General features: G+C 62.7%; 21 protein-coding genes and 1 CRISPR repeat array. Of the genes, 11 read left to right on the forward strand and 10 right to left on the reverse strand.

The features are described 5' to 3' along the window. The first annotated feature begins 49 nt into the window (after nt 1-49). From csy1 to cas6f, 4 genes are read left to right on the forward strand one after another with little or no spacing between them, the layout of a single operon-like run. Entirely contained in the window at nt 50-1420 is a 1371-nt protein-coding gene (gene csy1 / locus LU493_RS12660; protein ID WP_275288147.1) for a type I-F CRISPR-associated protein Csy1, read from the forward strand. Next, nucleotides 1407-2366 (forward strand): type I-F CRISPR-associated protein Csy2, encoded by a 960-nt coding sequence (csy2, locus tag LU493_RS12665; RefSeq protein WP_275288148.1) that lies wholly within the window; start codon nt 1407-1409, stop codon nt 2364-2366. Before csy1 ends, csy2 begins: the two co-directional genes overlap by 14 nt. Before the next feature lie 17 nt (nt 2367-2383). Beyond that, a complete protein-coding gene (gene csy3, locus LU493_RS12670; RefSeq protein ID WP_275288149.1) occupies nt 2384-3415 on the forward strand; it encodes a type I-F CRISPR-associated protein Csy3 in 1032 nt (343 codons plus the stop codon). 3 nt (nt 3416-3418) lie between these two features. Then, nucleotides 3419-3988 carry a type I-F CRISPR-associated endoribonuclease Cas6/Csy4 gene (cas6f, locus tag LU493_RS12675; protein WP_275288150.1) on the forward strand — a complete coding sequence of 190 codons (570 nt, stop codon included), beginning with the start codon at nt 3419-3421 and terminating at the stop codon, nt 3986-3988. 130 nt (nt 3989-4118) lie between these two features. After that, nucleotides 4119-6555: a CRISPR direct-repeat array (repeat unit 28 nt; unit sequence GTTCGCTGCCGCCCAGGCAGCTCAGAAA). A gap of 113 nt (nt 6556-6668) precedes the next feature. Here the strand turns inward: cas6f and LU493_RS12680 are convergent. Then, complete coding sequence (locus LU493_RS12680; protein WP_275288151.1) at nt 6669-7607, reverse strand: glycerophosphodiester phosphodiesterase; 939 nt, start codon at nt 7605-7607, stop codon at nt 6669-6671. Nucleotides 7608-7742: 135 nt separating this feature from the next. Here LU493_RS12680 and LU493_RS12685 point away from each other — a divergent pair, with 135 nt between their 5' ends. Together LU493_RS12685 and LU493_RS12690 are read left to right on the forward strand one after the other, a co-directional pair. Continuing rightward, the gene (locus LU493_RS12685) at nt 7743-8333 is read left to right on the forward strand and encodes a DUF4202 domain-containing protein (protein ID WP_275288152.1); all 591 of its coding nucleotides are present in this window, start codon (nt 7743-7745) and stop codon (nt 8331-8333) included. 110 nt (nt 8334-8443) lie between these two features. Further along, nucleotides 8444-8722 carry a hypothetical protein gene (locus tag LU493_RS12690; RefSeq protein ID WP_275288153.1) on the forward strand — a complete coding sequence of 93 codons (279 nt, stop codon included), beginning with the start codon at nt 8444-8446 and terminating at the stop codon, nt 8720-8722. Between the two features lie 87 nt (nt 8723-8809). Here LU493_RS12690 and LU493_RS12695 read toward each other — a convergent pair whose 3' ends face one another. Further along, nucleotides 8810-10066 carry a dicarboxylate/amino acid:cation symporter gene (locus LU493_RS12695; RefSeq protein WP_275288154.1) on the reverse strand — a complete coding sequence of 419 codons (1257 nt, stop codon included), beginning with the start codon at nt 10064-10066 and terminating at the stop codon, nt 8810-8812. Nucleotides 10067-10184: 118 nt separating this feature from the next. Then, on the reverse strand, nt 10185-10961 hold the full coding sequence (locus LU493_RS12700; protein WP_428994562.1) for a dienelactone hydrolase family protein: 777 nt from the start codon (nt 10959-10961) through the stop codon (nt 10185-10187). Nucleotides 10962-11208: 247 nt separating this feature from the next. Between LU493_RS12700 and LU493_RS12705 the strand changes: the two genes are divergently transcribed. Beyond that, a complete protein-coding gene (locus tag LU493_RS12705) occupies nt 11209-12447 on the forward strand; it encodes an ABC transporter substrate-binding protein (protein WP_275288221.1) in 1239 nt (412 codons plus the stop codon). Nucleotides 12448-12550: 103 nt separating this feature from the next. Here the strand turns inward: LU493_RS12705 and LU493_RS12710 are convergent, their stop codons facing one another. The 7 genes from LU493_RS12710 to typA all read right to left on the reverse strand — a co-directional run bounded on the left by LU493_RS12710 (nt 12551) and on the right by typA (nt 20463). Continuing rightward, nucleotides 12551-13855, reverse strand: a complete 1305-nt coding sequence (locus LU493_RS12710) for a branched-chain amino acid ABC transporter permease (protein WP_275288155.1) — start codon at nt 13853-13855, stop codon at nt 12551-12553. Further along, nucleotides 13852-14859 carry a branched-chain amino acid ABC transporter permease gene (locus LU493_RS12715; protein ID WP_275288156.1) on the reverse strand — a complete coding sequence of 336 codons (1008 nt, stop codon included), beginning with the start codon at nt 14857-14859 and terminating at the stop codon, nt 13852-13854. The genes LU493_RS12710 and LU493_RS12715 overlap by 4 nt, the downstream gene beginning before the upstream one ends. A 40-nt stretch (nt 14860-14899) precedes the next feature. Further along, the gene (locus tag LU493_RS12720; RefSeq protein ID WP_275288157.1) at nt 14900-15604 is read right to left on the reverse strand and encodes an ABC transporter ATP-binding protein; all 705 of its coding nucleotides are present in this window, start codon (nt 15602-15604) and stop codon (nt 14900-14902) included. 90 nt (nt 15605-15694) lie between these two features. Further along, nucleotides 15695-16465 (reverse strand): ABC transporter ATP-binding protein, encoded by a 771-nt coding sequence (locus tag LU493_RS12725; RefSeq protein WP_275288158.1) that lies wholly within the window; start codon nt 16463-16465, stop codon nt 15695-15697. Between the two features lie 73 nt (nt 16466-16538). Continuing rightward, entirely contained in the window at nt 16539-17984 is a 1446-nt protein-coding gene (locus tag LU493_RS12730) for a sodium-dependent transporter (RefSeq protein WP_275288159.1), read from the reverse strand. 149 nt (nt 17985-18133) lie between these two features. Continuing rightward, nucleotides 18134-18457, reverse strand: coding sequence for a hypothetical protein (locus LU493_RS12735; RefSeq protein ID WP_275288160.1), 324 nt, complete (start codon nt 18455-18457; stop codon nt 18134-18136). A gap of 179 nt (nt 18458-18636) precedes the next feature. Next, nucleotides 18637-20463 (reverse strand): translational GTPase TypA, encoded by a 1827-nt coding sequence (typA, locus tag LU493_RS12740; RefSeq protein WP_275288161.1) that lies wholly within the window; start codon nt 20461-20463, stop codon nt 18637-18639. Between the two features lie 198 nt (nt 20464-20661). Between typA and LU493_RS12745 the strand changes: the two genes are divergently transcribed. The 4 genes from LU493_RS12745 (at nt 20662) to LU493_RS12760 (ending at nt 25013) form a co-directional block, all read left to right on the forward strand. Beyond that, complete coding sequence (locus LU493_RS12745) at nt 20662-21546, forward strand: LysR family transcriptional regulator (protein ID WP_275288162.1); 885 nt, start codon at nt 20662-20664, stop codon at nt 21544-21546. 137 nt (nt 21547-21683) lie between these two features. After that, entirely contained in the window at nt 21684-22580 is an 897-nt protein-coding gene (locus tag LU493_RS12750) for a HalD/BesD family halogenase (RefSeq protein ID WP_275288163.1), read from the forward strand. A 274-nt stretch (nt 22581-22854) separates the two neighbouring features. Beyond that, complete coding sequence (locus LU493_RS12755; protein ID WP_275288164.1) at nt 22855-24132, forward strand: M24 family metallopeptidase; 1278 nt, start codon at nt 22855-22857, stop codon at nt 24130-24132. 20 nt (nt 24133-24152) lie between these two features. Continuing rightward, entirely contained in the window at nt 24153-25013 is an 861-nt protein-coding gene (locus LU493_RS12760; protein ID WP_275288165.1) for a glycine betaine ABC transporter substrate-binding protein, read from the forward strand. The last annotated feature ends 289 nt before the right edge of the window (nt 25014-25302 follow it).

The following is a 25302-nucleotide window of genomic DNA, read 5'->3' on the forward strand; positions in this document are numbered from 1 at the left end:
TAAAATGTTATTCATTCAATGAGTGTGCCGATTAAGGTGATCTATGGCAATGACACAACAAGCAGCAGGGATACGTGAGGTCATCGATCGATTCATAAAGGAACGTTTCGATACCAAAGCGGAAAAATTAGCCCCCGATGATCCCAAGTACCAAGAACTAGTTGAACAGTTTCAGCGTGATACCTGGCTTGATGATGCCGCTCGGCGTGTCAGTCAGCTGCAAGTCGTGACCCATTCCCTAAAACCCATTCATCCGGATGCCAAGGGCTCTAACCTATATGCACCCCCTGAGTCTCTTGATAAGCATTCCGCGGTGGGAAGTCATGTGTTGTCAATAGACTTCGACGGCGATGTCGTGGGCAATGCCGCGGCTCTCGATGTGTATAAGTTCCTGAAGCTCGAGTACGACGGCAAATCATTGCTGGAGCGGGTGCTTGAGGACGACGCTGAGCTGGCGCGTGCCTTGAGCGATACTCCTGAGCAGTCACAAGTCTGGATGCAGTCCTTTTTTGCCATTACCGAGCCTCGCGGTGAGCATGCTTCTCATACCCGTGCCAAGCAGGTGTATTGGCTGACAGGCGAAGATGCGGTCGATAATGACGACTTCCACCTACTGGCGCCGCTCTATGCGACCTCGCTGGCGCACCGAGTCTTTCAGACAATCAATCATGATCGTTTCAGCGATATGGCCAAGGAGGCTCGCAAGGCAAAGCGCGAGGGTCGTGCTGGCGAACAAGAAGTTCATGATTACCCCAATATAGCCGCACAAAAAATGGGCGGTACAAAGCCACAGAATATTTCGCAATTGAATAGCGAGAGGGGCGGAAATAATTACTTGCTGGCCTCGTTGCCACCCCGCTGGAATGTACGCGATATCCGTCCGCCGCTAAAGGTGGATTCGGTACTAGACGAACCCGGGATATTTGGTCGGCGAAAGGAAGTGAGGTCGTTGGTCGGTGACTTGAAGCACTTTCTTGAAGCCGCCCCCAAAACGGATATGCATACCCGTGATCTGCGCGATGACTACACTGCGATGATCCTGGATGAGCTCGCGTTGTTTACGATGCAGATGCATGAACTCTCGCCGGGCTGGAGTGCTGACGAAAACTGTCGCCTGTCGATGGAAGAAGCTTTCTGGCTTGACCCTGGCCGCGCACAGGATGATAGCGACTTTCGTGAAGCGCGTAATAATACCGACTGGCCTGGCGAGGTTCGGCGACGATTCGCCAATTGGCTCAATAAGGCGCTTGGCGGAAAGTTGCCCTTGGGCGATGTGGAATTTCGCCACTGGCACAAGGAACTTTCCCGGGATGCCAATCAGCAACACTTGTTGGATAGCGACCGCCGTTGGATGGAAGCCTTGATGGACGACCTGGAAAGTATCGACGATTGGCAGGAGGAAGGTGATGAGCAGGGTTAATAATCTTCTGGTACTGCCGCGTCTCCGTGTACAAAACGCTAATGCGATTTCGAGTCCGATGACGTGGGGATTCCCGGCCATGAGTGCTTTTGTGGGCATGATGTATGCGTTGGAGCGCAAGTTGGCTGCAGCGGATATCAACGTATCGCTGAATCGTATTGGGGTGGTATGTCATGACGTCGAGCCGCAAGCGACCGAGGGCGGTTATACCCGAGCCTTTCATCTCACGCGCAACCCCGTCGATAAAACCGGCGCTACGGCCGCGATTGTCGAAGAAGGGCGTATCCATCTGGATATCACCCTGATATTCGCTATCGATGCCGCGGCTTCGGACGAACAGCGCCGGCATATCGCGCAACAGGCGGGGGATACCGTTGCCGGAATGCGCATCGCGGGTGGCAGCGTAATGCCCAACCCTCGTGTTTCCCCTGACCGGCAACGCCCCATGTGGATTGCGCTGGATGACGATTCCAGTGAACGTGAAAAACAGTTCAAGCGCCTGAAACGCCGCTGGTTGCCAGGCTTCGCCCTGGTATTACGCGATGATCGTCTTGCCGAGCACACCGGGACTCTACAAGCCAAAGACGTTGACGCGACAGCGCTGGATGCCTGGCTCGACCTTTCGCGCCTCAACCATCAGTGCCATGTCGCTTCCGAAGGTGAAGAGGTGCGTTGGGAAATACGGCGCCCTTACCCGGGTTGGCTAGTTCCGGTTCCGGTGGGCTATAGCGCGATCTCTGAGCACTTCGAGCCGGGCAGCGTGGCAAATGTGCGAGATATGCAGATCCCGTTTCGTTTCGTGGAAAGCATTTACTCCATTGGCGAGTGGGTTAGCCCTCATCGTTTGACGTCCCCTGAGGACTTGCTCTGGTATGTCGATAACGATCTCGATGCCGGCTTGTATCGACTCAATAATGACTATACCCAGCGTGCACATAGCACTTAATGACAAGGAGCTGAAAGATGGCTAAGAAAGACGATGCACTCAAGACCGCTTCCGTTCTCGCTTTCGAGCGCAAGCTCGACCCTTCCGATGCGCTGTTATACGCCGGGCAGTGGTCACAGCGCGACGCGCTGGACGACTGGCAGCCGGTCACGGTTCGTGAAAAGTCGGTACGCGGTACGATCTCCAATCGCCTCAAGGCCAAGGAGCAGGATCCGGCAAAAGTTGATGCAAAAATCGAGGATCCCAACCTCCAGACCGTCGATGTCGCTACCTTGCCCCATAAGGCCGACACCTTGATGGCACGTTTTACGTTGCGGGTGCTTGGTGGCGCCGGTACACCATCGGCGTGCAATAACGCCGACTATCAAGCCAAGCTGCAACAGGCCGTTGCGGAGTATGTGCAAACGCAAGGGTTTAACGAGTTGGCACGCCGTTATGCCCACAATCTGGCGAATGGCCGTTTCCTGTGGCGTAACCGTGTCGGTGCCGAGCAAGTCGAAGTACGCATTCGACGCATGGAGTACGGCAAGGTTGCGAAAGAGTGGACATTCGATGCACTGAGTCTATCGCTGCGAGGTTTTGATGATGACGAGCAGACCCAGGCACTTGCGCAAGATATTGCCGATGCCTTGGCGGGTGAACGTCATCTGATTCTTGAGGTTATCGCGTTTGCTCATGTCGGCATGGGACAAGAAGTCTTTCCGTCACAAGAACTGATTCTCGAGCGCGGGCGCGGTGACAAGAGCAAGACACTTTATCAAGTGGATGGCGTGGCAGGAATCCACTCCCAAAAGCTGGGCAATGCCATTCGCACCATCGATACCTGGTACCCAACGCCGGAAGATGGCAGCGACCTCGGCCCCATCGCCGTCGAACCTTATGGCTCCGTGACGACTCAAGGCACGGCCTACCGTCAGCCCAAGCAGAAGGTGGACTTTTACTCGCTTTTGGACAACTGGATGATCAAGGATCAAGTGCCGAGTACGGAACAGCAACACTTCGTGATGGCGACCTTGATCCGCGGTGGTGTCTTCGGCGAAGCGGGGTAAGCCATGGACCATTATCTCGATATTCGGCTACGCCCTGACCCGGAGTTTCCCGCGGCGATGCTGATGAATGCACTCTACAGCAAGCTCCACCGGGCGCTTTACGATCTGCAGGCCGATGACATCGGCGTTAGCCTGCCCGATCACAAGACCGGCGTGCGAGCACGCACACCGGGGGGCCGGTTACGACTGCACGCTCAGCGGAGTCGGCTCGAAGAACTCATGGCTCTCTCCTGGTTGGCGGGTATGCGTGACCACGTAGAGTTGGCGGACATTGCGCCGGTTCCGGCGGAAGCGCGCCACTGTCGTGTGTTACGACGTCAGTTCAATACAGGCGGCCTCAGCCGGGTTAAGCGTTACGCGCGCCGCCACGACATCAGCGAAGAAGAGGCGCGCCAATGCATGTCGGCACCCGCTGAACGCAAGATCTCACTGCCCTTCGTGCAGGTGAACAGCCGCTCAAGCGGGCAACGTTTTGCGTTGTTTATTGAGCACGGGCAGCCACAGGAGATACCGGTGGCAGGGCGCTTCAATCATTACGGACTGAGCCGTGAAGCGACCGTGCCCTGGTTTTGACCCTTTTCCGAGAGGCCTCTGTTGAGGCCTAATAAATCAATAAGTTAGCGCCACTTCCTGGAAAAGGGTGTGGCGCTTTCTTTTCAGGAATGCTCTTTAACAATCAGTTGGTTAGCTGTGATAAGCTCTAGTTCGCTGCCGCCCAGGCAGCTCAGAAAACCGTCGAGGAGAAGACCGGCGACGAGAACATGTTCGCTGCCGCCCAGGCAGCTCAGAAAAATGAGCTGTACGAGGTGGTGAACAACGCTCAGTTCGCTGCCGCCCAGGCAGCTCAGAAATTGTTGCGCGGTATGCCGGTATCAGCCGCCAGGTTCGCTGCCGCCCAGGCAGCTCAGAAAAGCCGGCGCTGCTCGAACCATCGGTCGATGTCGTTCGCTGCCGCCCAGGCAGCTCAGAAAGAGCCCGCACAGCCCACTGAGCCGTCCAATCCGTTCGCTGCCGCCCAGGCAGCTCAGAAATGAGTTCGTGCGCCATCAGCTTCATTACGCGGGTTCGCTGCCGCCCAGGCAGCTCAGAAAATTGGCGACCGGATGACATTGCTCTGTGGCGTGTTCGCTGCCGCCCAGGCAGCTCAGAAAAGAAAGAACGCCCACTTCTCCAATTTGAGAAGGTTCGCTGCCGCCCAGGCAGCTCAGAAAAACCTGGAGGACGCCAACCTGCGGGGCGCCAAGTTCGCTGCCGCCCAGGCAGCTCAGAAAATTCCGTACGCACCTCCAGCTCTTTGGCGATCGTTCGCTGCCGCCCAGGCAGCTCAGAAAAACAGTCATGGCGCGGCCCACGGCCCCCCGACGTTCGCTGCCGCCCAGGCAGCTCAGAAAACTCGCCGGTGACGCGCTGCATGAGGCGTTTGGTTCGCTGCCGCCCAGGCAGCTCAGAAAAAGTAATGGGCCGCGGCGGCGTCGCGGTCGGGGTTCGCTGCCGCCCAGGCAGCTCAGAAAACCACGGCCTCTGCCTGTTCTTCGGTCGGCATGTTCGCTGCCGCCCAGGCAGCTCAGAAATCGGCGGTGTTGTAGCGGTTGGTGTCGAACGCGTTCGCTGCCGCCCAGGCAGCTCAGAAAACGCTCATCAGTCGCTGAGTGACTTGCTCAAGGTTCGCTGCCGCCCAGGCAGCTCAGAAAAGCATACTATTGAGACGCTTGAGGAGCTGGAAGTTCGCTGCCGCCCAGGCAGCTCAGAAATCGGCCATGGTGCGCGTGCTCTGATACTTCTTCGTTCGCTGCCGCCCAGGCAGCTCAGAAAATTCGCTATCGCGAGAGCGGTACGTCCCAGTGGTTCGCTGCCGCCCAGGCAGCTCAGAAAATAAGCCTCGGCCATGGTGCGCGTGCTCTGATGTTCGCTGCCGCCCAGGCAGCTCAGAAATCACGCTGTCGCCCGGCTCGGCACTGCTGACGGTTCGCTGCCGCCCAGGCAGCTCAGAAAATCGGGAATCTCGGCGGTGTAGAGGTCAGAGCGTTCGCTGCCGCCCAGGCAGCTCAGAAATCGAACGAGCCGAAAACGCCACGACCGCTGTAGTTCGCTGCCGCCCAGGCAGCTCAGAAAGTGAGCGCCCGGGCAAGAGGACGAATCAATGAGTTCGCTGCCGCCCAGGCAGCTCAGAAAGGACGACAGCGCGATCGGCACCGGTGCCAACTGTTCGCTGCCGCCCAGGCAGCTCAGAAATCGACGATCACGTCCTGGGGCATCGGCGGCGCGTTCGCTGCCGCCCAGGCAGCTCAGAAAAATCACGTCACTATCCACGCCAGCCGTTTCGCGTTCGCTGCCGCCCAGGCAGCTCAGAAAGATGGCGAGTGGAGCTCTATCGAGGGCGGCGAGTTCGCTGCCGCCCAGGCAGCTCAGAAAAGTCGACAACGGGGGGTTCGGGTTGCCGATTAGTTCGCTGCCGCCCAGGCAGCTCAGAAAGGCTGAATGGCTGCGCCTGCCCGAAACCGAGAGTTCGCTGCCGCCCAGGCAGCTCAGAAAGGTGGAGAGTCCACAGGCTCTACCAATATCGAGTTCGCTGCCGCCCAGGCAGCTCAGAAAAGCCGTAACGCCACCAGCAGCAGGACCCCCCAGTTCGCTGCCGCCCAGGCAGCTCAGAAAAGCGTCGGTGATACCGTTGACCGGATCACCAGGTTCGCTGCCGCCCAGGCAGCTCAGAAAAGGTGCTGCCGGAAGGTGCGAATACGCCGCACGTTCGCTGCCGCCCAGGCAGCTCAGAAAATCGGTGGCCACGATGCCCCAGGGCACACCACGTTCGCTGCTGCCCAGGCAGCTCAGAAAAGAAATGTTGCTGATGACGGCGCTCGGGTCGTGTTCGCTGCCGCCCAGGCAGCTAAGAAATACAACCGGAGTGACTGCAAATACCTGAGCGAGTGAGCGAGTTCGCTGCCGCCCAGGCAGCTCAGAAATGGCGGATAGCGTTATGGTGCGTGGCATCGTTGTTCGCTGCCGCCCAGGCAGCTCAGAAATCGAGGCCGAGATCCTCTCCAACAACAGTTGGGTTCGCTGCCGCCCAGGCAGCTAAGAAAAGGAGCGGCTGGCCCAGAGGGATAGCATCGGCGTTTGCTGCCGCCCAGGCAGTTCAGAAACACAGCGTTGACAGGCATGCTTCGCGACGCTCGTTCGCTTCCGCTCAGGCAATTCAAGAAAAGAAAAAGCCGCCTCGCGGGCGGCTTGGAGGGTGCGTTGCTGTCCAGGCAGCTCACTCTCCCCTGACGTCCTTCAACCGGTCGGGGAAGTTGGTGAAGAGGCCGTCGACGCCCCAGCCGAGCAGTTGGCGCATCTGGTCTTTCTCGTTGATGGTGTAGATGTGCACCAGCAGGTCGTTGGCGTGGGCCTGGTCGATGAAGTCGGCGTCGATCACCGGCTGGCCGTCGTAGAGGTAGTTGGGGCCGACGCCTGTGGCGTAGTCGGCGATGGCCTGGAAGTCGGCGTCGGTGATGTTCTCCGGGCTGGGGGTGACGCCGGTCCATTCCTCGAGCGTCTCGCCGTCTTCGCCGGGGGAGTACCAGAGCAGCTGGACCAGCGGGATGTCGGGGTTGAGATCGTGCACTTCCTTCAGGCTGGCCTGGCTGAAGGACTGGATGACCACCGAGCCCGATTGCACCAGGCCTTCGGCTTCGACCTTGCTGACCAGGGCGTCCTGCAGCTCGGGGTAGTCCTCGGGGGATTTGGTCTCGATGTAGTAGCGCACGTCCTGGCCGTAGCGGTCGATGACCTCGTCCAGGGTGAGGATCTCGGCGCCGGCGTAGGCATCGTCGGCGCGTTCGGGGTGGGCCTCGTTGAACCAGCTGCCGGCGTCCAGCGCCTTGAGTTCGTCGAGGCTGCGTTCCTTCACCGGCCCCTGAGCGTCCGTGGTGCGGTCCAGGGTGGTGTCGTGAATGGCGACCAGTCGTCCATCGGCGCTCATGTGCACGTCCAGCTCGAGGTAGTCGGCGCCCATGGCCAGTGCCTTGTCGTAGGCGGGCCAGGTATGTTCGGGCGCGTGGCCGCTGGCACCACGATGGGCGATGACCTGAAAGCCTTCGAGGTCCTGGCGCTGCTGTTCGAGCGCGTCGGCCTGGGCGGCGAGCGGTGCCATGAGGGTGGCGCTGCCCAGCAGGACGAGCGTGGACGACAGGGCGGGGCGATGGGAAAACATAGGCATCCTTTTGTTGAATGGTCGTGCAATAACCTAACTGCCCTATGGGGCTTCCTGCAAATCGGTGCCCTGGCAGGCGCGGCGTGTTTACATGGGGGGCGACCGTTTCTATAAGGCCTTGAGTTGGAGATCATCATGACATCATCGTCTGCCTATCAGCGGGCACTCGACGCTCTGGATGCCCTGCACGCGGAGGATCCGCGCCGGGTAGAGGTCGAAGGGCAGTCCTTGCCCAAGGAATTGTGGCACGCCGGGCGCATGAGCGCCTGGCTGGAGCGTCTCGAGGCATCGCCCGATGAGCTCGTGCGCCTGGCGGTGCGTGGCCAGCATCTGCAGCGCTGGGAGGTGCCGCGCGATGCGTATCCCGAGGGCCGCGTGGGGTATCTCACCTGGCGGCGCGATCAGGGGCAGCGGGCCGGCGAGACCACGGCGAAGCTGATGCGCGAGGCGGGCTTCGATGATGAGGATGCCGAGCGTGTGGCGAGGATGATCCGCAAGCAGGGGCTGGGGCGCGATGCCGGTACCCAGGCGGTGGAGGATTGTGCCTGTCTGGTGTTCCTGGAGAGTTATTTCGCGGATTTCTCGCGTCAGGTGGAACGCGAGCACTTGATCCGCATCGTGCGCAAGACGTGGGGAAAGATGTCGCCGCAGGCGCGTGAGCTGGCCCTGGGGCTGCCGATGAGCGAGGAGGCGAGGGGAATCGTGGAGGCCGCTCTCGGGGAGTGATCGTCTTGACAGATTGTCATACCCTGGCCAAGCTTAAAAATGATAATTGTTATCATTTATAGGGTCGATCGGGATCGGCCTGGAGAGCGAGCAACGCGAGGGAGAGTGGCATGGCCTATCACATCAAGACGGCGTTTCGCGGCACGAACCCTATCCTGCAGATCTGCGATGTCAGCTCGGGCTCGGTGCGCATGGCCTGGGAGTATCCGAAGGACGACCTGGAGCGTGACGAGGATCCGGAGCTGCTGGCGATGCGCCGGGAGGAGGCCATCCATGATCTCTTTCGGCGCCTGTTTCTGTTGACCACCGAGCAGTATCTCAAGGGCGAGCTTGAGCCAATGCCTCGGCTGGGGGCCTGGCGCCGGGCGCCTCGGCCTGGTGCGGAGTGAGCATCCGGTTGCGGGGCCGCAATGGCCAGGGCCGCCACGTCAGTTTCCTGGTGGCGGCCTTTCTGCTTCCGGCGGGCGGGGAAGGGATCAGCGCTGGGTTCTGGCGTTGTAGACGCTCTCGTCCAGTTCGCCTTCGCTCTTGCCGACCAGGGTGGTGACCATCAGGTCACCGGCCACGTTGACGCTGGTGCGGGCCATGTCGAGGATGCGGTCGATGCCGGCGATGACGGCGATGGCCTCCAGCGGCAGGCCAATCTGGGCCATGACGATGGATAGCATCACCAGGCCCGCGCCCGGTACGCCGGCGGTGCCGATCGAGGCCAGGGTGCCGGTGACGATGATCATGCCGTAGTCGGTCATGCTCAGGTCGACGCCCAGCAACTGGGCGATGAACACCGCGACCACGCCCTGATAGATGGCGGTGCCGTCCATGTTGATGGTGGCGCCCACCGGCAGCACGAAGCCGGCGACACCTTCCGAGACGCCGAGATTGTTACGGGCGCACCGCAGCGAGACCGGCAGGGTGCCGGAGGAGGACGCCGAGGAGTAGGCCACCACCAGGGCGTCGAGGATGCCTTGCAGGTAACGCAGCGGGTTGAGGCGGCCCAGCAAGGCCAGCAGGCCGGAGTAGACCAGCAGAATATGCAGCGCGCTGGCCAGGTAGGCCACGCCGATCACCTTGGCCAGCGGCAGCAGCACCTCGAGGCCGTAGCTTCCCGCCACATGGGCGATCAGCCCGAAGACGCCGAAAGGCGCGAAACTCATGACGATATTGGTCAGCTTGACCATCGCTTCAGCGAAGCTTTCGAACACCTTCACCACGGGCTCGCCCTTCTCGCCGATCAAGGTCAGCGAGATGCCGAGCCCGATGGCGAAGACGATGATCTGCAGGATGTTGCCGTTGGCCAGGGCGTCGATGGGATTCTGGGGCACCAGGCCGACCAGGATCTCCACCAGGGTGGGGGCTTCCTTGGGTTCGACGCCGGACTCGAAGGTCATGTCCAGCCCCACGCCGGGCTGGAAGATCCAGGACGCGAGCAGGCCGATGGCGATGGCGAAGGCGGTGGTCAGCAGGTAAAGGGCGATGGTGCGCAGGCCGATGCGCCCCATCTTCTGCGGGTCGCGCATGGCGGTGATGCCGACCACCAGGGTCGAGAAGACCAGCGGCACGATCAGCATCTTGATGGCGTTGATGAAGATATCGCCGAGGGGCTTGAAGAGGCTGGCCTGTTCGCCCATCAGGGCGCCGGCCAGCACGCCGAGCACCAGGCCGGCGAGGATCTTCTGCCACAGGGGGATGCGCTGCCAGAGATTGGGGCTGGCGGCCGGTTCGTGATTGGACAAGGGGTGACTCCTTTCTGTGTCGGCGCTCTTGGGTAGTGAATTTTAATGGTGAGCGCAGGATTCTACAGAAAGGAGTCTTGTGAAACTTGCAGGAATGCGTCCTTGTGGACTGCGTTGGCTACAGGGCTTCGTCGAGCAGGGAATGGAAAGCCGCCCAGGATTTCTCGTCGGCGCGGGCCTGGTAGCGGTCGCCGCCGATGACGGTGAAGGCATGGGGCGCGCCGGAGTAGACCTCGATCTCGTAGGTGACGCCGGCGGCTTCCAGCTCTTCGGCGAGAGTGGCGACGTCGGACATGGTGATGGAGGTGTCGGCACCGCCATGGGCGACCAGGATGGGCGGGGTGTCGGCGGAATACGATTGTCCTTCCGGTGTGCCGAGACCGCCGTGGAAGGTGGCGTAGCCGTGCACGTCCTCGGCCTGTCCGGAACGGGCCAGTTCCAGCACCACGGCGCCGCCGAAGCAGTAGCCCATGACCACGGTCGGTTGCGCGACACCCTGTTGGCGTGCTTCTTCCAGGCCGGCCAGGGTCAGGCGGCGCATGCGTTCGCGGTCGTCGTAGAGCCGTGCGGTCTCGGCTTTCCTGGCGTCGGTTTCCACGGGGCGATTGCCCTTGCCGTAGAGGTCGATGGCGAAGGCGTCGTAGCCCCGGGCGGCGAGCATATCGGCGCGCTGGCGCTCGTAGTCGGTCAGGCCGTCCCAGTCGTGGATGATCAGCACGGTGCCTCGGGCTTCGTCCGGGGCGCTGGCGAGATAGCCGGTGAAGGCCTCGTCGCCCACCTGGTAGTCGATGCTGTGGCCATCGGGGGCATCGGCCAGGGCGGTGCCGGTGAATCCGGAGAGCAGCAGACTGCCGAGCAGCAGGCCTCGAAGCGGCGGCATTGCGATGCGTCTCATGGTAGGGCTCCCGTATGTCGTGGTGATCAACACTCGATGGCCAGGGCTTGGTGGCCAGGTCCTGACATCAGCACGCGGTGGTCAGGCAATGAACGGAAATCGTGGCTCCCGGCGGGGGGAGTGGCACCTCAGTATAGGACGACATCCCCGCGTGGTGCCGAGCGTTGGCAGACCCGGCTTGTGTTTTGCCGTCTCCCCTTCCAGATTGTGGAAGTGTGATCCTGTGTAACCAGAAGCGAGACCAACAATCATGAACAAGCGCATTCTTGCGATGGCGGTGGCAGCGTCCTCCGTGGCATTTTCCGGCCTGGCCCAGGCCGAGGTGAAGATTGGTTTCCTCGGTGGCTTCACCGGGGGCATCGAGAGCCTGACGCCGCCGATCTATGACGGCGCCCAGCTGGCGGTGAAGCAGATCAACGAGCAGGGTGGACTGCTGGACGGCGAGGACATCGCCATGCCCACCGGGGACACGACCTGTTCCGATGCCTCGGCGGCATCCAACGCGGCCGATCGCATGGTCAACACCGAGGAGGTCACGGCCATCGTCGGGGCCCTGTGTACCGGTGCCACCGTCGCTGCAGCCAACAACGCGGCGGTACCTGGCGGCGTGACCATGGTATCGCCGGCTTCCACGGCGCCGGCGGTGACCGATATCGACGACAACGACCTCGTCTTCCGCACGGTGCCCTCGGATGCCTTCCAGGGTAAGATGCTGGCCAAGCTGTTGCTGGACAAGGGCATCGAGGAGGTCGTGGTCACCTACGTCAACAATGACTATGGCAGTGGCCTGGACGAGGCCTTCACGACGGCCTTCAAGGAAGGCGGCGGCACGGTGGCGGAGAATCTGCCTCACGAGGACAACCGTGCCGACTACCGTGCCGAACTGGGCCGACTCTCTTCTGCCGGGGTGCCCAACCTGGTGGTTCTGGCCTATGCCGACACCTCGGGCCAGACGGTACTGCGTCAGGCCTACGAGAGCGGCATGTTCACCCAGTATATCGGGGCCGACGGCATGGTCGGCGACAGCCTGATCGAGGCCATCGGCGCCGATGTGCTCGACGGCATGATCGCCACGCGGCCGGGTAGTCCCGAGTTGCCCGGTACCGAGATCTTCAACGAGGACGCCAAGGCCGCCGAGATCGACCCCAGCGCGGTGTTCGCCGCCCAGGCCTATGACGCGGCCTTCCTGCTGGGGCTGGCCATCGAGCAGAACGGTAATGCCGAGCGCGAGGGGCTTTCCGAGGCGCTGCGCAGCGTTGCCTCGGCGCCGGGCGAGGTCATCCTGCCGGGTGAGTGGGAGAAGGCTAAGGAGCTGATCGCCGCCGGCACCGAGATCAACTACGAGGGCGCCTCGGGCACCCACGAGTTCGACGAGAACGGTGACGTGCCGGGCGTGGTGCTGGAGATGGTGGTCGAGGACGGAGCCTTCACCAGCCAGGGGTACGTCAACGAAGACAGCGAGGGCGGAGAGGACAGCGGTTCCTGACGCGATGCGATGGGCTCACGATCGAGCCCATCCTCCGCCCCGACACGACGAGGGCCCCGGTCATGCGACCGGGGCCCTTTTTCGTGCGCCGTCTCGGCCGAGGTCAGCCGTGATGACGCACCGTCTCGGGCAGCATGCCCTTGGGGGCGAAGCGTAGCACCAGGCTGATCAGCAGGCCGATCACGAAGACCCTGGCCTGCAGGGCGCGGCTGTCGAGGTTGGTGGGAACCTCCCAGCCGAAGGTGTCGGCGCCGGCATGGGCCGCCCACTCCATCACCGACAGGGCCAGTGGCCCCGACATGATCCAGATGACGTAGACCGCCACGGCGCCGAAGATGGTGCCCAGGTTGTTGCCCGGCCCGCCGAGGATCACCATCACCAGCACCAGGAAGGTGTGGTTCAGGGGCAGGTAGCCCTGGGGGTCGAAGATGCTGTTGAAGCTGGCCATCACGGCGCCGCCGATGCCCATCAGGATGCAGCCCAGCACGAAGATCTCCAGGCGGCGCTTGTTGATGTCCTTGCCCATGGCGGCGGCGGAGACCTCGTTGTCGCGAATGGCGCGGATCATGCGCCCCCAGGGGGCGTTGTAGGCGCGATGCAGCAGGAAGAAGATCGCCGCGATGATCACTGCGGTGACCGACAGGTACAGGGCCCGTGCCAGGGTGAAGCCCACCTCGGAGGGCCCGGGAACCGGCCAGGGCAAGGGGGAGACCGTGGCGGTACCTCGGGTCAGCCAGTCGGCGTTCTTGAGGAAGGCCTTGATGATCTCGGCGATGCCGATGGTGGCGATGGCCAGGTAGTCGCTGCGCAGTCCCAGGCAGACATGGCCGATGAAATAACCGACCCCGCCGGCCAGCGCGCCGCCGATGATCCAGCCGAACCATACGGGGAGGGCCATGCCGCCGATGAAGCCGGCCTGTGATTCGATCTGGCCGGCGACCTCGCGGAAGTGGGTGATCACCACCAGGTAGAGCACCACACCGAGAGCCACGGCAATGGCGGTGCGCAGCACCCTGGGGACGCCGATCCGGTCGAGGCGGGTGGCGGCGACGACCAGGACGATGGCGGCGACCATGTAGAGCAGTACGCGCCCCAGCTCGCCGGGCAGTTCGCTGTTCCAGAAGGCGTCGTTGACCGGAATGCTGAAGAACATGGCGCAGAAGCCGCCGAGGGCGACGAAGCCCATGACACCGGCGTTGAACTGTCCGGCATACCCCCACTGGATGGTCAGCCCCAGGGCCAGGATGGCGTAGCAGGCCGACTCCACCAGCATGCGGGTGCCGTAGGCGGGGCCCATGGCGGTGTAGACCACCAGCACCACGGCCAGCAGCCCCAGGAAGAGGATCAGCTCGCGCAGCGGAAAACGACGTGGCGCGGCGACGGTATCGGAGCGTTGTTGTTCTGTCATGTGATCACCTTGCCCTTGAAGATGCCCGTGGGGCGCCACACCAGGATGGCAACGAGGATGAAGAAGGGCACCACGATCTTGTATTCGGTGCCGACGAAGGCCAGGTTGTGCGGCAATTCCAGCCATGCGGGCAGGCTGTCGCGGAAGGGCCGTAGCAGCAGGCCCCAGTTGAAGACGGCCAGGGACTCGGCGAAGCCGACCACGAAACCGCCGGCGATGGCGCCGAAGGGGTGGCCCACGCCGCCGACGATGGCCGCGGCGAAGATCGGCAGCAACAGGAAGAAGCTGAGATCGGGCTTGAAGGTCACGTCCAGCGACAACAGGGTGCCGGCGATGGCGGCCAGTCCGCCGGCGAGTACCCAGGTCACCGCCACGATGGTATTGGTGTTGATGCCCGAGGCCTGGGCCAGGTCGGGGTTGTCGGACATGGCGCGCATGGCCTTGCCCAGCCGCGAACGGCTGAGGAAAAAGTGCAGGGCAATCACGCAGATGATCGTCAGCGCGAACAGGTAGAGCTGGGGTTCGGTGATCACCACCGGTACCCGCACGCCCTCGATGGGGATGGGCAGGCGGAAGATTTCCTTGCGATCATCCACATAGAGGCTGGAGCCGCCGGTGCCGGCGAACACCCGGATCAGTCCCTGCAGCATCAGGGTCACGCCCAGCGAGGCGATCACCATGACGATGGGCTTGACGCCGTGGGCGCGCAGCGGCTTGTAGAAGGTGCGGTCGATGCCGACCGCCAGCCCCGCGGTCAGCACCATGGCCAGGGGCATCATGAGGATCGGCGTGGGCACGCCGATGGCGCTCCCTGCGCCCGGAAATAGCGTCGTGAGCAACAGCACCATGAAGGCGCCGAAGGTCATCATGTCGCCATGGGCGAAGTGGGCGAAGCGCATGATGCTGAAGATCAGCGTCACGCCCACGGCGCCCATGGCATAGATCGAGCCGGAGACGCTGCCGGCGATCACCACGTTGTTGATGAAAAAGACGAGTTCGTTCAAGGCACAGCCTCCAGATGGTTTCGTCGACGTCGAGCGAGGCTCAGCCGCCCAGAAAGCTCTTGGCGACGTCCGGGTCGGCCAGCAGGGCCGCGCCGGTGTCGGTGAAACGGTTCTGGCCGGCGGCCAGCACGAAGCCCTTGTCGGCGATGCCGAGCGCCTGCTTGGCGTTCTGCTCGACCATCAGGATGCCGACGCCGGCGGCGTTGATCTCCTTTACCCGGGCGAATATCTCGTTCATGTAGCGTGGTGACAGCCCGGCGGTCGGCTCGTCGAGCAGCAACAGGTCGGGTTCGGCCATCAGGGCACGCCCCATGGCGACCATCTGTCGTTGTCCGCCGGACAGTTCGCCGGCGGGCTGGTGGCGCTTGTCGTGCAGGGGCGGGAAGAACTCGTAGATGCGCGCGAGCATGCGCTTGACGTTGTCGGGCTTGAGATAGGCGCCCATCTGCAGGTTTTCCTTCACCGTGAGGCTCGGGAAGATATTGTGCTCCTGAGGCACGAAGCCCATGCCGCGCCGCACCAGCTTGTTGGGCGGCTGGTTCTGGATGGGGTCGCCGTTCAACAGGATCTCGCCCTGGCTGACATTGAGCAGGCCGAAGATGGCCTTGAGCATGGTCGACTTGCCGGCGCCGTTGGGGCCGACGATGACGCCGACCTCGTTGGCCTCGATCGCCATGTCCACCCCGTTGAGGATGTTCATGCCGCCATAGCCGCCGTGCACGTTGCGTGCGTCGAGTAGAGGCATATAAAGGGTCTCTGCGTTGTGTCGGGCGCGCCTCGGCGTCGCCCTCTGCTGTTGTTATCCGCGATGTTCCAGGGGGCGTGTGCGTCGCCCTCAGGCCACGTTGGCCCCGAAGTAAGCCTCGATCACCCGCTGGTCGTTGCGTATTTCCTCGATGCTGCCTTCGACCATCACGCTGCCCTGGGCGAGCACGATCACCGGGTCGCAGAGGCGCGCGATCATGTCCATGTCGTGTTCGATGACCAGGAAGGTGTAGCCGACCTCGCGGTTGAGCCGTTCGATGTTGTGCATGAGATCACCGAGCAGGGTGCGGTTGACGCCGGCGGCGATCTCGTCGAGCAGCACGACCCGGGCGTCGGTCATCATGGTGCGACCCAGCTCGAGGAGTTTCTTCTGGCCGCCGGAGAGGTTGCCGGCCAGCTCGTTGCGGACATGGTGCAGGCCGATGAAGTCGATGACTTCCAGGGCCCGGCGGCACACTTCGGCCTCTTCGCGACCCACGGCACCGGGCTTGAACCAGGTGCTGAACAGGTGCTCGCCGGCCTGACGGGGCGGGACCATCATCAGGTTTTCCAGTGCCGTCAGGTTGGCGAACTCGTGGGCGATCTGGAAGGTGCGCAGCAGCCCCTTGTGGAACAGGTCGTTGGCGGAGCGGTTGGTGATGTCCTCGCCGTCGAGCCATACCTGACCGCTGTCCAGCGGCAGGGCGCCGGCGATGATGTTGAACAGGGTCGACTTGCCGGCGCCGTTGGGCCCTATCAGGCCGGTGACCGAGCCCTGCTCGACCTGGATCGAGCAGTCGTCGATAACCTGCAGGCCACCAAAGGCCTTGTTGACGTGCTGTACGTCGATGATGGCAGACATGGTGATTCCGTCTCTGTTTGTTCGTTGTTGTATCCCGAGGGGGAACTGGTTGCCGCTCGTCACGTTGGCATCTTCAGGGACTCTGATGGTGCTCCGCCAGGAAGGTGCGGCTGGCGGCGAAGGCTCCCACGATCACCACGGCGCCGATCATGGGCAGCAGGTAGCCTTCCACCTGCGGGATGGCTCTCAGGAACACGAAGGCCACCGCCGCCGGGGAAACGAAGCGTACCAGGAAGCGCCAGGTGTGAAGCCAGCCTTCGCTGGTGCGCAGCTCCTTCATGACCTCGCCGTGGGTCAGTGCCCAGCCGGCGAAGAGGGCAATCATCAACCCGCCCAGGGGCATGAGTATATGGGTCAATAGTTCCAGCAGGCTGAAGGCGCTGATCCCCAGGATGTCGTGGAAGGGGCTGTTTTCGGCCCAGACATTGAAGCTGAACACGGTGAGCAGGCCCAGTGCCCAACTGGCGATGGCCATCACGGCCACCGCCTGGGCACGATTGAGATCGAAGCGTTCCACCAGGAAGGCGGCGACCGGTTCGATCATCGAGATCGCCGAGCTGATGGACGCGCCGAGCACCAGGATGAAGAAGATGGCGCCCACCAGTGAGCCACCGGGCATCTCGGCGAAGGCCAGCGGCAGGGTGATGAACATCAGTCCCGGGCCTTCATCCGGATCGAGGCCGGCGCCGAATACCAGCGCGAAGATCGCCAGCCCCGCGATCAGCGCCACGGCGGTATCGATCACGACGATGGCCAGGGCGGTACGGCTCAGCGAGGCTTCTCCGGGCATATAGGCGCCGTAGGCCATGATCGCGCCCATGCCGAGACTCAGGGTGAAGAAGGACTGGCCCATGGCGGCCAGCCAGCCTTCGAGACTGAGGTCGCTGAGCTGGAAGGTGAACAGGAAGCGTGATGCCGTGCCCATGTCGCCGTTCATGGCGCTGTAGGCCAGGATGACCAGCAGGATCGCGAGCAGCGCCGGCATCAGGACGCGCAGGCCGTTCTCGATGCCACGGTGGATACCGAGCCCGACGATCAGGCCCGAGGCGGCGATGAACAGGGTGTGGTAGAGCGTCAGCAGGGCCGGCGAGGCGAGCAGGGTATCGAAGCCGCTGGCGATGGTGGCGGCATCGGCACCGGCCAGCGAGCCGGTGAGCATGCGCCAGATGTAGTGCAGGGCCCAGCCGGCGATCACCGAGTAGAAGCTGAGAATGATGAAGGCCGAGGCGGCACCCACCCAGCCGATCGATTCCCAGGCTCGCGAGGTGTCATGAGTGCGGCTCAGGAAGCGCATGCCCATGATCGGGCTGCGACGGCTGCTGCGGCCGAGCAGGATCTCGGCGATCAGGATGGGGACGCCGACCGCGAAGAGTGTCGCGATGTAGATCAGCAGGAAGGCACCGCCGCCGTTCTCGCCCGCCAGGTAGGGGAAACGCCAGAGATTGCCGAGCCCCACCGCCGAGCCGACGGCGGCCAGCAGGAAGGTGCCCTTGTGCGTCCAGATGTTGTTCGTACTCATGGAGGTCCCACGATTGCCCAGGGCTGGAAGATGTCCGCGCCGGGGGGCCAGCCGAATCGCCGTCAACTTTGCGACACAGGGGCGGTGCTTGGCTAGTGGGCGAGCGTTTAGGCGTCGTTGGCGGCGGTGGATGGTAACCGCGCACGGAATCAGTCCTCTTCTTCCGCATCGTCCTCGTGGGGGTGGTTCGGCTCCATGGCGCGGTCGGTGTCGGCGAGGCGTACGGTATCGCCCAGCTCGAGCTTGCCGTGGGACTTGAGGCGGCGGCCATTGTCGGCGGCGATCAGCGCCACGACGTCACCAATGCTGGTGCCGTCCACGTAGGCCTCTACCTTGATCCGGACAATCGTGCCCTGGTGGCGTGCCGAGAGGATATCGCCGGGGCCGGGATCGGCGTGATGATGGGGGTGCTTGGCGAAGTATTGCATCACGCTGTCGGCGCCGGGGTCGTCCCAGTCGATGTGCTTGTGCATGGTGGTATCTCGCGCTGCGGGAGTGTCCCTCTAGACTAGTCGCTGTCGGGCAAGGGACAAAAGGGCGTTGCCTCAGGGAGGGGCCTGGGTGACCCGCCCTCGAGGCCCGGCCAATGAAAAGCCCACCGTGTAGGTGGGCTTCGATTCTGCCTGGTGCCTGGACGTGGCTCAGGGCCGCGTCACTTCTTCTTGGCGCGCTTGCGCTCGTTTTCGGTGAGCAGTTTCTTGCGCAGGCGAATGTGGTTGGGGGTGACCTCCACCAGTTCGTCGTCGTCGAGAAATTCGACGGCTTGCTCCAGTGAGAAGCGTACCGGCGGTGTCAGAATCAGGGCCTCGTCACTGCCGGAGGAGCGCATGTTGTCGAGCTTCTTGGCCTTGGTCGGGTTCACGACCATGTCTTCGGCACGGTTGTTGATGCCGATCAGCATGCCTTCGTAGACTTCGGTGCCGTGCTCGACGATCAGCTTGCCGCGGTCCTGCAGGGCAAAGAGCGCGTAGGCCAGGGCCTTGCCGCTGACCATGGACACCAGCACGCCGTTGCGCCGCTCGACGGAGGCGTCGGGCTTGAGGGGGCCATACTGATCGAAGCGGCTGGTCAGGATGCCGGTGCCGGATGTCAGGGTCAGGAACTGGCCGCGGAAGCCGATCAGCCCGCGCGCGGGGATGATGAAGTCCAGGCGCACTCGGCCCTTGCCGTCGGGGTTCATGTTCTTGAGCTCGCCCTTGCGGTAGCCGAGCTCTTCCATGATGGCGCCTTGGTGCTCCTCCTCGCAGTCGATGATGACTTCTTCGTAGGGCTCCTGAGACACGCCGCCGATCTCGCGGATGATCACTTCGGGGCGGCCGACGGCCAGCTCGAAGCCTTCGCGGCGCATGCTCTCGATCAGCACGGAGAGGTGCAGCTCGCCACGACCGGAGACCTTGAACTTCTCGGGGCTGTCGCCTTGCTCGACGCGCAGCGCCACGTTGTGGATCAGTTCCTGGTCGAGGCGGTCCTTGATGTTGCGGCTGGTGACGAACTTGCCATCCTTGCCGGCGAAGGGCGAGTCGTTGACCTGGAAGGTCATGGAGACGGTCGGCTCATCGACGGTCAGGGCGGGCAGGGCTTCGACGTTGCTCGGATCACAGATGGTGTCGGAGATCGCCAGGTTCTCGATGCCGGTGATGCAGACGATGTCGCCGGCGGTGGCTTCGTCGGTCTGCACGCGTTCAAGGCCGAGGTGAGTCATCACCTGGCCGATCTTGCCACGCCGTTCCTTGCCTTCCTTGGTGACCACGGTGACCTGCTGGCCGGGGCGCAGGGCGCCACGCGTGATGCGGCCCAGGCCGATGACGCCGACGTAGCTGTTGTAGTCCAGCGCCGAGATCTGCATTTGCAGCGAGCCGTTGAGCTCGACCTTGGGCGGCTCGACGATGTCGACGATGGCGCGGAACATCGGCGTCATGTCGTCGGTGAGCTGCTCCGGCTCTTCACCGGCCACGCCATTGAGGGCCGAGCAGTAGATGATCGGGAAGTCGAGCTGTTCGTCGCTGGCGCCGAGGTTGTCGAACAGGTCGAAGATCTGGTCGATGACCCAGTCAGGGCGTGCACCCGGGCGATCGATCTTGTTGACCACGACGATCGGCTTGAGGCCCTGGTCGAAGGCCTTCTGGGTGACGAAGCGAGTCTGCGGCATCGGGCCATCGACGGCGTCGACCATCAGCAGTACCGAGTCGACCATCGACATCACGCGCTCGACTTCGCCGCCGAAATCGGCGTGTCCCGGCGTGTCGACGATGTTGATGTGGTAGTCGCGGTCTTCCGGACTATGCCAACGAATCGCCGTGTTCTTGGCCAGGATGGTGATGCCGCGCTCCTTTTCCTGATCGTTGGAGTCCATGATGCGTTCCTGGCCCTCAGCCTTGCGGTCCAGGGTGCCGGACTGCTGGAGGAGCTTGTCGACCAGGGTGGTCTTGCCGTGGTCGACGTGAGCGATGATGGCGATGTTGCGAAGATTCTCGATCACGACGGGATCCTGCTGGGAAAAGTGGGGCCGCATTATAGGGTCAGGGCCGTGACGCTACCAGCCTTGTGGTTGGAAATCCGTTCCCGAACGTCGTGGAATCCGCTTCGATACGGTGAAGAAAAGGCCTGACCGCGCCGGTCGTCGGCGATCCATGTCTTGGGTAAGATGGTTGATCCTGTCGACCGGGCGAGCAACGCCATGCTGGATATCAAGTTCTATGTGCTGATCGATGCCATCGCGACGCACGGTACTGTCCATGAGGCGGCCGCGGCGATCGGCGTGACACAACCGGCGGCGACGCATCGCATTCGCGAGATGGAGCGACGGCTGGGGGTATCCCTGTTCCTGCGGGAGGGGCGGCGTCTGGTGTTGACGGCATCCGGCGAGCGTCTGGTGGCTGCCGCCCGGGATACCCTGCCGAGGCTGCGTAGTGCGGAAATCGAGGCCTGGCAGCTGGCGCGTCATGGCGAGCCGCCCATACGCCTGGGCATTGGTCCCTACGATACGTTGTCCCGGGTGGTGCCCCATCTCTACGATCAGCCGTATGGCGACATCGACCTGGTGAGCCTGCCGATGCCCGAGATGACGGGCGCCTTGCTGGCCAGGCGGGTCGACATGATTCCCATGATCGAGGTACCCGTTCAGCGGGGCCTCGACTATCGCGAGCTGTTCGAGGAACCGCTGATGGCGGTGCTGCCGCCATCTCATCCCTATGCCGACCGCGAGTCGGTGCCGCCCGAGGTGTTCGATCGGGATCGCCACTTCACCTACAGCGTGGCGCCGGAAGCGGGGCATGAGTTCGAGCACTTCTTCCAGCCCGCCGGTATCTATCCCTCGCACATGGTGCAGGTCGAGTCCGTGAGCCTGATTCTCGACCTGGTGGCGGCCGGCAAGGGGGTGAGCATCCTGTCTCGCTGGGCGGTGCGTGATGCCGCCCGTTCGGGCCGGGTGGTCATGCGTCCGCTGGCCGGTGAGCTGCCTCGCATTCCCTGGTACCTGGCCTTTGCCGATGAGCCGCGCGTCGCGGAGGTCGCCAGTCCACTGGCGTCGCTGATGCGCAAGCTATATCGGCAAGCGTCTTGAGAGTCATTTTCAACTGACTGAATCGATTGATAAAAAAGTCATGACATCGGCGACGGAATTCTGATTGGAGTTGCTGAGAGGGGCTGCCTAGCCTATGGCGCAGTGTTCACCTCCCCCACCCAAGAGGAGACGAGTCGATGACACCTTCTACCCTCCGCGAAGAACGCTCGCCGACCACCGAGGCGCCCGCCGAGGCCTCTCTGGCACGGTTGGTCGACCTGGCGCAGTACCCGATCGACCGGCAGGAAAGCGATGCCTATCGCCATGCCGTGGAGCGGGTGCGCGCCCAGCTGAGGCAGGACGGCTGCGCCCTGTTGTCCCGGTTCATTCGTGACGATGTCGTCGAGGCGCTGCGCCGGGAAAGCGAAGCCCTGGCGCCCCTGGCCTACTACTCCGACAACAACGTCAATCCGTATGTCACCCAGGACGATCCCAGCCTGCCCGAGGATCACCCGGTGCGTTGCTTCCAGCACTACACCAATGGCTTCGTGGCCAAGGACCTCATTCCCGAGGACGCCATCGTCAAGTCGCTCTATCGCGATCCGTCGTTTCAGCGGTTCATCGCCGACTGCCTCGAGGAGCCGGTGATCCACGAATTCGCCGATCCCATCGCCGGGCTGGTGATCAATGTCATGCCCGACGATACCGAGCTGCCCTGGCACTTCGACACCAATGAATTCATCGTCAGCCTGATGACGCGGCGGCCCCACAGCGGCGGGGAGTTCCAGTATGCGCCCGGCATCCGGCGGCCCGGCGAGGAGAACTTCGCCGGTGTGCAGCGCATTCTCGAAGGTGACCACTCCGAGGTCGAATCGCTGACGCTCGATACCGGTGACCTGCAACTCTTCAAGGGTCGCTATTCGATGCACCGCGTGGCCGCCGCCCAGGGGCAGCGCCTTTGCACCCTACTGGGCTACGCCAAGACGCCCAACATGATGGGCAGTCTGGAGCACACCGAAAAGATCTATGGTCGCGTGACCCAGGCTCACATCGATGCGCACAATCAGCGTCGTCATGACAATCTCATGGGCTAGGGAAGTACTGCATAAATGCCTGTGCATGCAAATCGCTTCGCTATAGCCGCCATCCCTGGCGGCTACCCTGCGGGCCCGCCTAAAGGCGGTTCAAATTCGCTCCCGGCGAATTTGTACGCGGTGCTCGAAAGCTCGCCTAACCCTTCGTTATGTCTCGCTTTCTGTGCTCCGGGCGCCTCGCGCTTCACTATGCTCGGCAATTTATTCAGCACTTCCATAGGCGCTCCTTGGCGCCTAAAGGTAATTTGCCCGCGAACCAACGAGAGTTTTTCCCATGAGCCAGATCGTGGCCCTCGCCGACGCTCCTCGAGACGGTCGGTCATACGCTGACGGTGACTTTCGCCGCCAATCCATCGATGCCGAGCTGTTGTCGCGGGTCGAGCGCTATCGTCTCGGCCGCCTGCGTCAGCAGATGCGCCACCACGAGATGGATGCGGTCATCCTGTTCGACCCGATCAACATTCGATATGCCTGCGGTTCGCGCAACATGCAGGTCTACTCGCAGCGCAACCCCGCACGTTACCTCTATGTGGCCCTGGACGGCCCGATCGTGCTCTTCGAGTTCAGTGCCTGCCTGCACCTGGCCAACGGGCTTCAGTTGCTGGACGAGGTCCGTCCGGCGCGGGCGGTCATGCCGCAATATAGCGGGCCGCGCTGCCCGCAGCACACGGCCGCTTTCGTCGACGATATGCAGTCCCTGTTCGCGCGCTCGGTCACCCGGGGCAAGCGGCTGGGTATCGAGTCGGCGCCCACCGCCGCCGTGTCCGCCCTCGGCGAGGCGGGATTCGAGCTGGTCGATGCCGCCGTTGCCGTGGAAGGGGCCAAGTCCATCAAGAGCATCGATGAACTGAGCCTGATCCATCGCTCGGTGACACTGACCGAATCCGCCATGGCGCGCATGGAAGCCGCCTTGAGGCCGGGCATGTCCGAAAATGAGCTGTGGTCCATTTTCAACCAGCACGTGCTGGCCACGGGGGGCGAATACGCCGAGACTCGGCTGCTGGCCTCGGGGGCACGCACCAACCCGTGGTTCCAGGAATGTTCCGACAAGGTCATTGCGCCGGGCGAGCTGGTGGCCTTCGACACCGACATCGTCGGCTGTTTCGGCTATTACACCGATTTTTCGCGGACCTTCCATGTGCCCGGACGTGGTGGGCCCACCCAGGAACAGCAGCGGCTCTATCGTATGGCGGCCGATCAACTGGAAAGCAATATTGCCCTGCTCGATCCCGGCATGAGCTTTCGCGAGTATTCGCGCCGTGCCTGGCCGATTCCCCAGGGGTATCGCGAGAACCGTTATCTGGACATCGTGCATGGCTGCGGGATGACCGGTGAGTGGCCCCTGATCGCCCATGACATGGACTGGGACGACGTCGGCTACGACGGCCACATCGAGCCGGGCATGACCCTGTGCGTGGAAGCCTATATCGGGCACCGCGATGGCAGTGAAGGGGTCAAGCTCGAGGAGCAGGTATTGATTACCGAACGGGGCATCGACCGCCTCTCGACCTATGGCTATGACGAGACACTGCTGGGCTCGCCAGCATCATGACCGTAAACGCAAGGAGACTCATGAAATCGATCACTTCCCTCTTCGTTGCCCTCGGCGCCCTGGGGATTGCCGGCACGGCATCGGCCGACGAGAAACTGACCATCGGCACCAACAACTGGTCGGAGAACATCGCCGTATCGCACCTGTGGCAACAGTTGCTGGAGGAACGCGGATATCGCGTTGCCCTGACCACGACGGGCAAGAGCATCATCTTCAGCGCGCTGGCCCAGCGCGATATCGACATATCGCTGGAAGTCTGGCTGCCCAATGGTGATGCCCAGTACCTGGAGCCCTATCAGGATCGTATCGACGTCCATGACGCCTGGTACAACGGCGCCCAGGACGAGCTGGTGGTGCCGGCCTATCTCTCCGACATCGATACCATGGCGGACCTGAAGGCCAATGCCTCGCGATTCGAGTATCAGGGGGAGCCGACGATCATGGGCATCGAGTCGGGCTCTGCCATCGCGGGGGAAACGGAAACCGCCATCGAGCGCTATGACCTGCCGTTCCGCCAGTTGAACAGCTCGTCACCCGCCATGCTGGCCTCGCTCGAGGAGGCGTATCGCAAGGAGGCGCCCATCGCGGTCACCCTCTGGCAGCCGCACTGGGCCTATGCCGAGTATGACCTCAAGGCCATCGAGGATCCCAAAGAAGCCTATGGCGGCGGTGACGATATCAAGTGGATGTCCAAGGCCGGGTTCGCCGACGAACACCCCGAGGTGACGGATATCCTCAATGGCTGGCACATGAGCCATGCGCAGCTCTCGGACCTGATGCTGACCATCGAGGATGTCGGCAGCCCGGAAGAAGGGGTGCGTCGCTGGGTCGACGACCATCCGGCACTCATCGAAGAGTGGCTGGGCGACGCCGATTCATAACGCGGAGCGCGTTCCCGGATCCATCCCGAATATCCCGTCACGCTTGGCGCCCGCCGTCGGCCGTATCGACCCGGTCGATTCGGTCGATTCGGTCGAGGGGCAGTCATGGTGAGGCGGGATACCTTTTTGTGCACGGTTTTGGTGCTTTTGCGGTTTTTTGCGCTCCATTTTGGTTCATGGCGGAGCGCCTGTGCCGCATCGATATAGGGCGGTCGGTGAACGAGCGTGGCACGAAAAATGCGTCTCCGGAATTTTTCCTCTTCAAGATCAGTGTGCTATGCAGATATCT

Origin of the sequence: Halomonas elongata, assembly GCF_029081005.1 — a bacterium.
GTDB classification, from domain to species: Bacteria; Pseudomonadota; Gammaproteobacteria; order Pseudomonadales; family Halomonadaceae; genus Halomonas; species Halomonas elongata_B.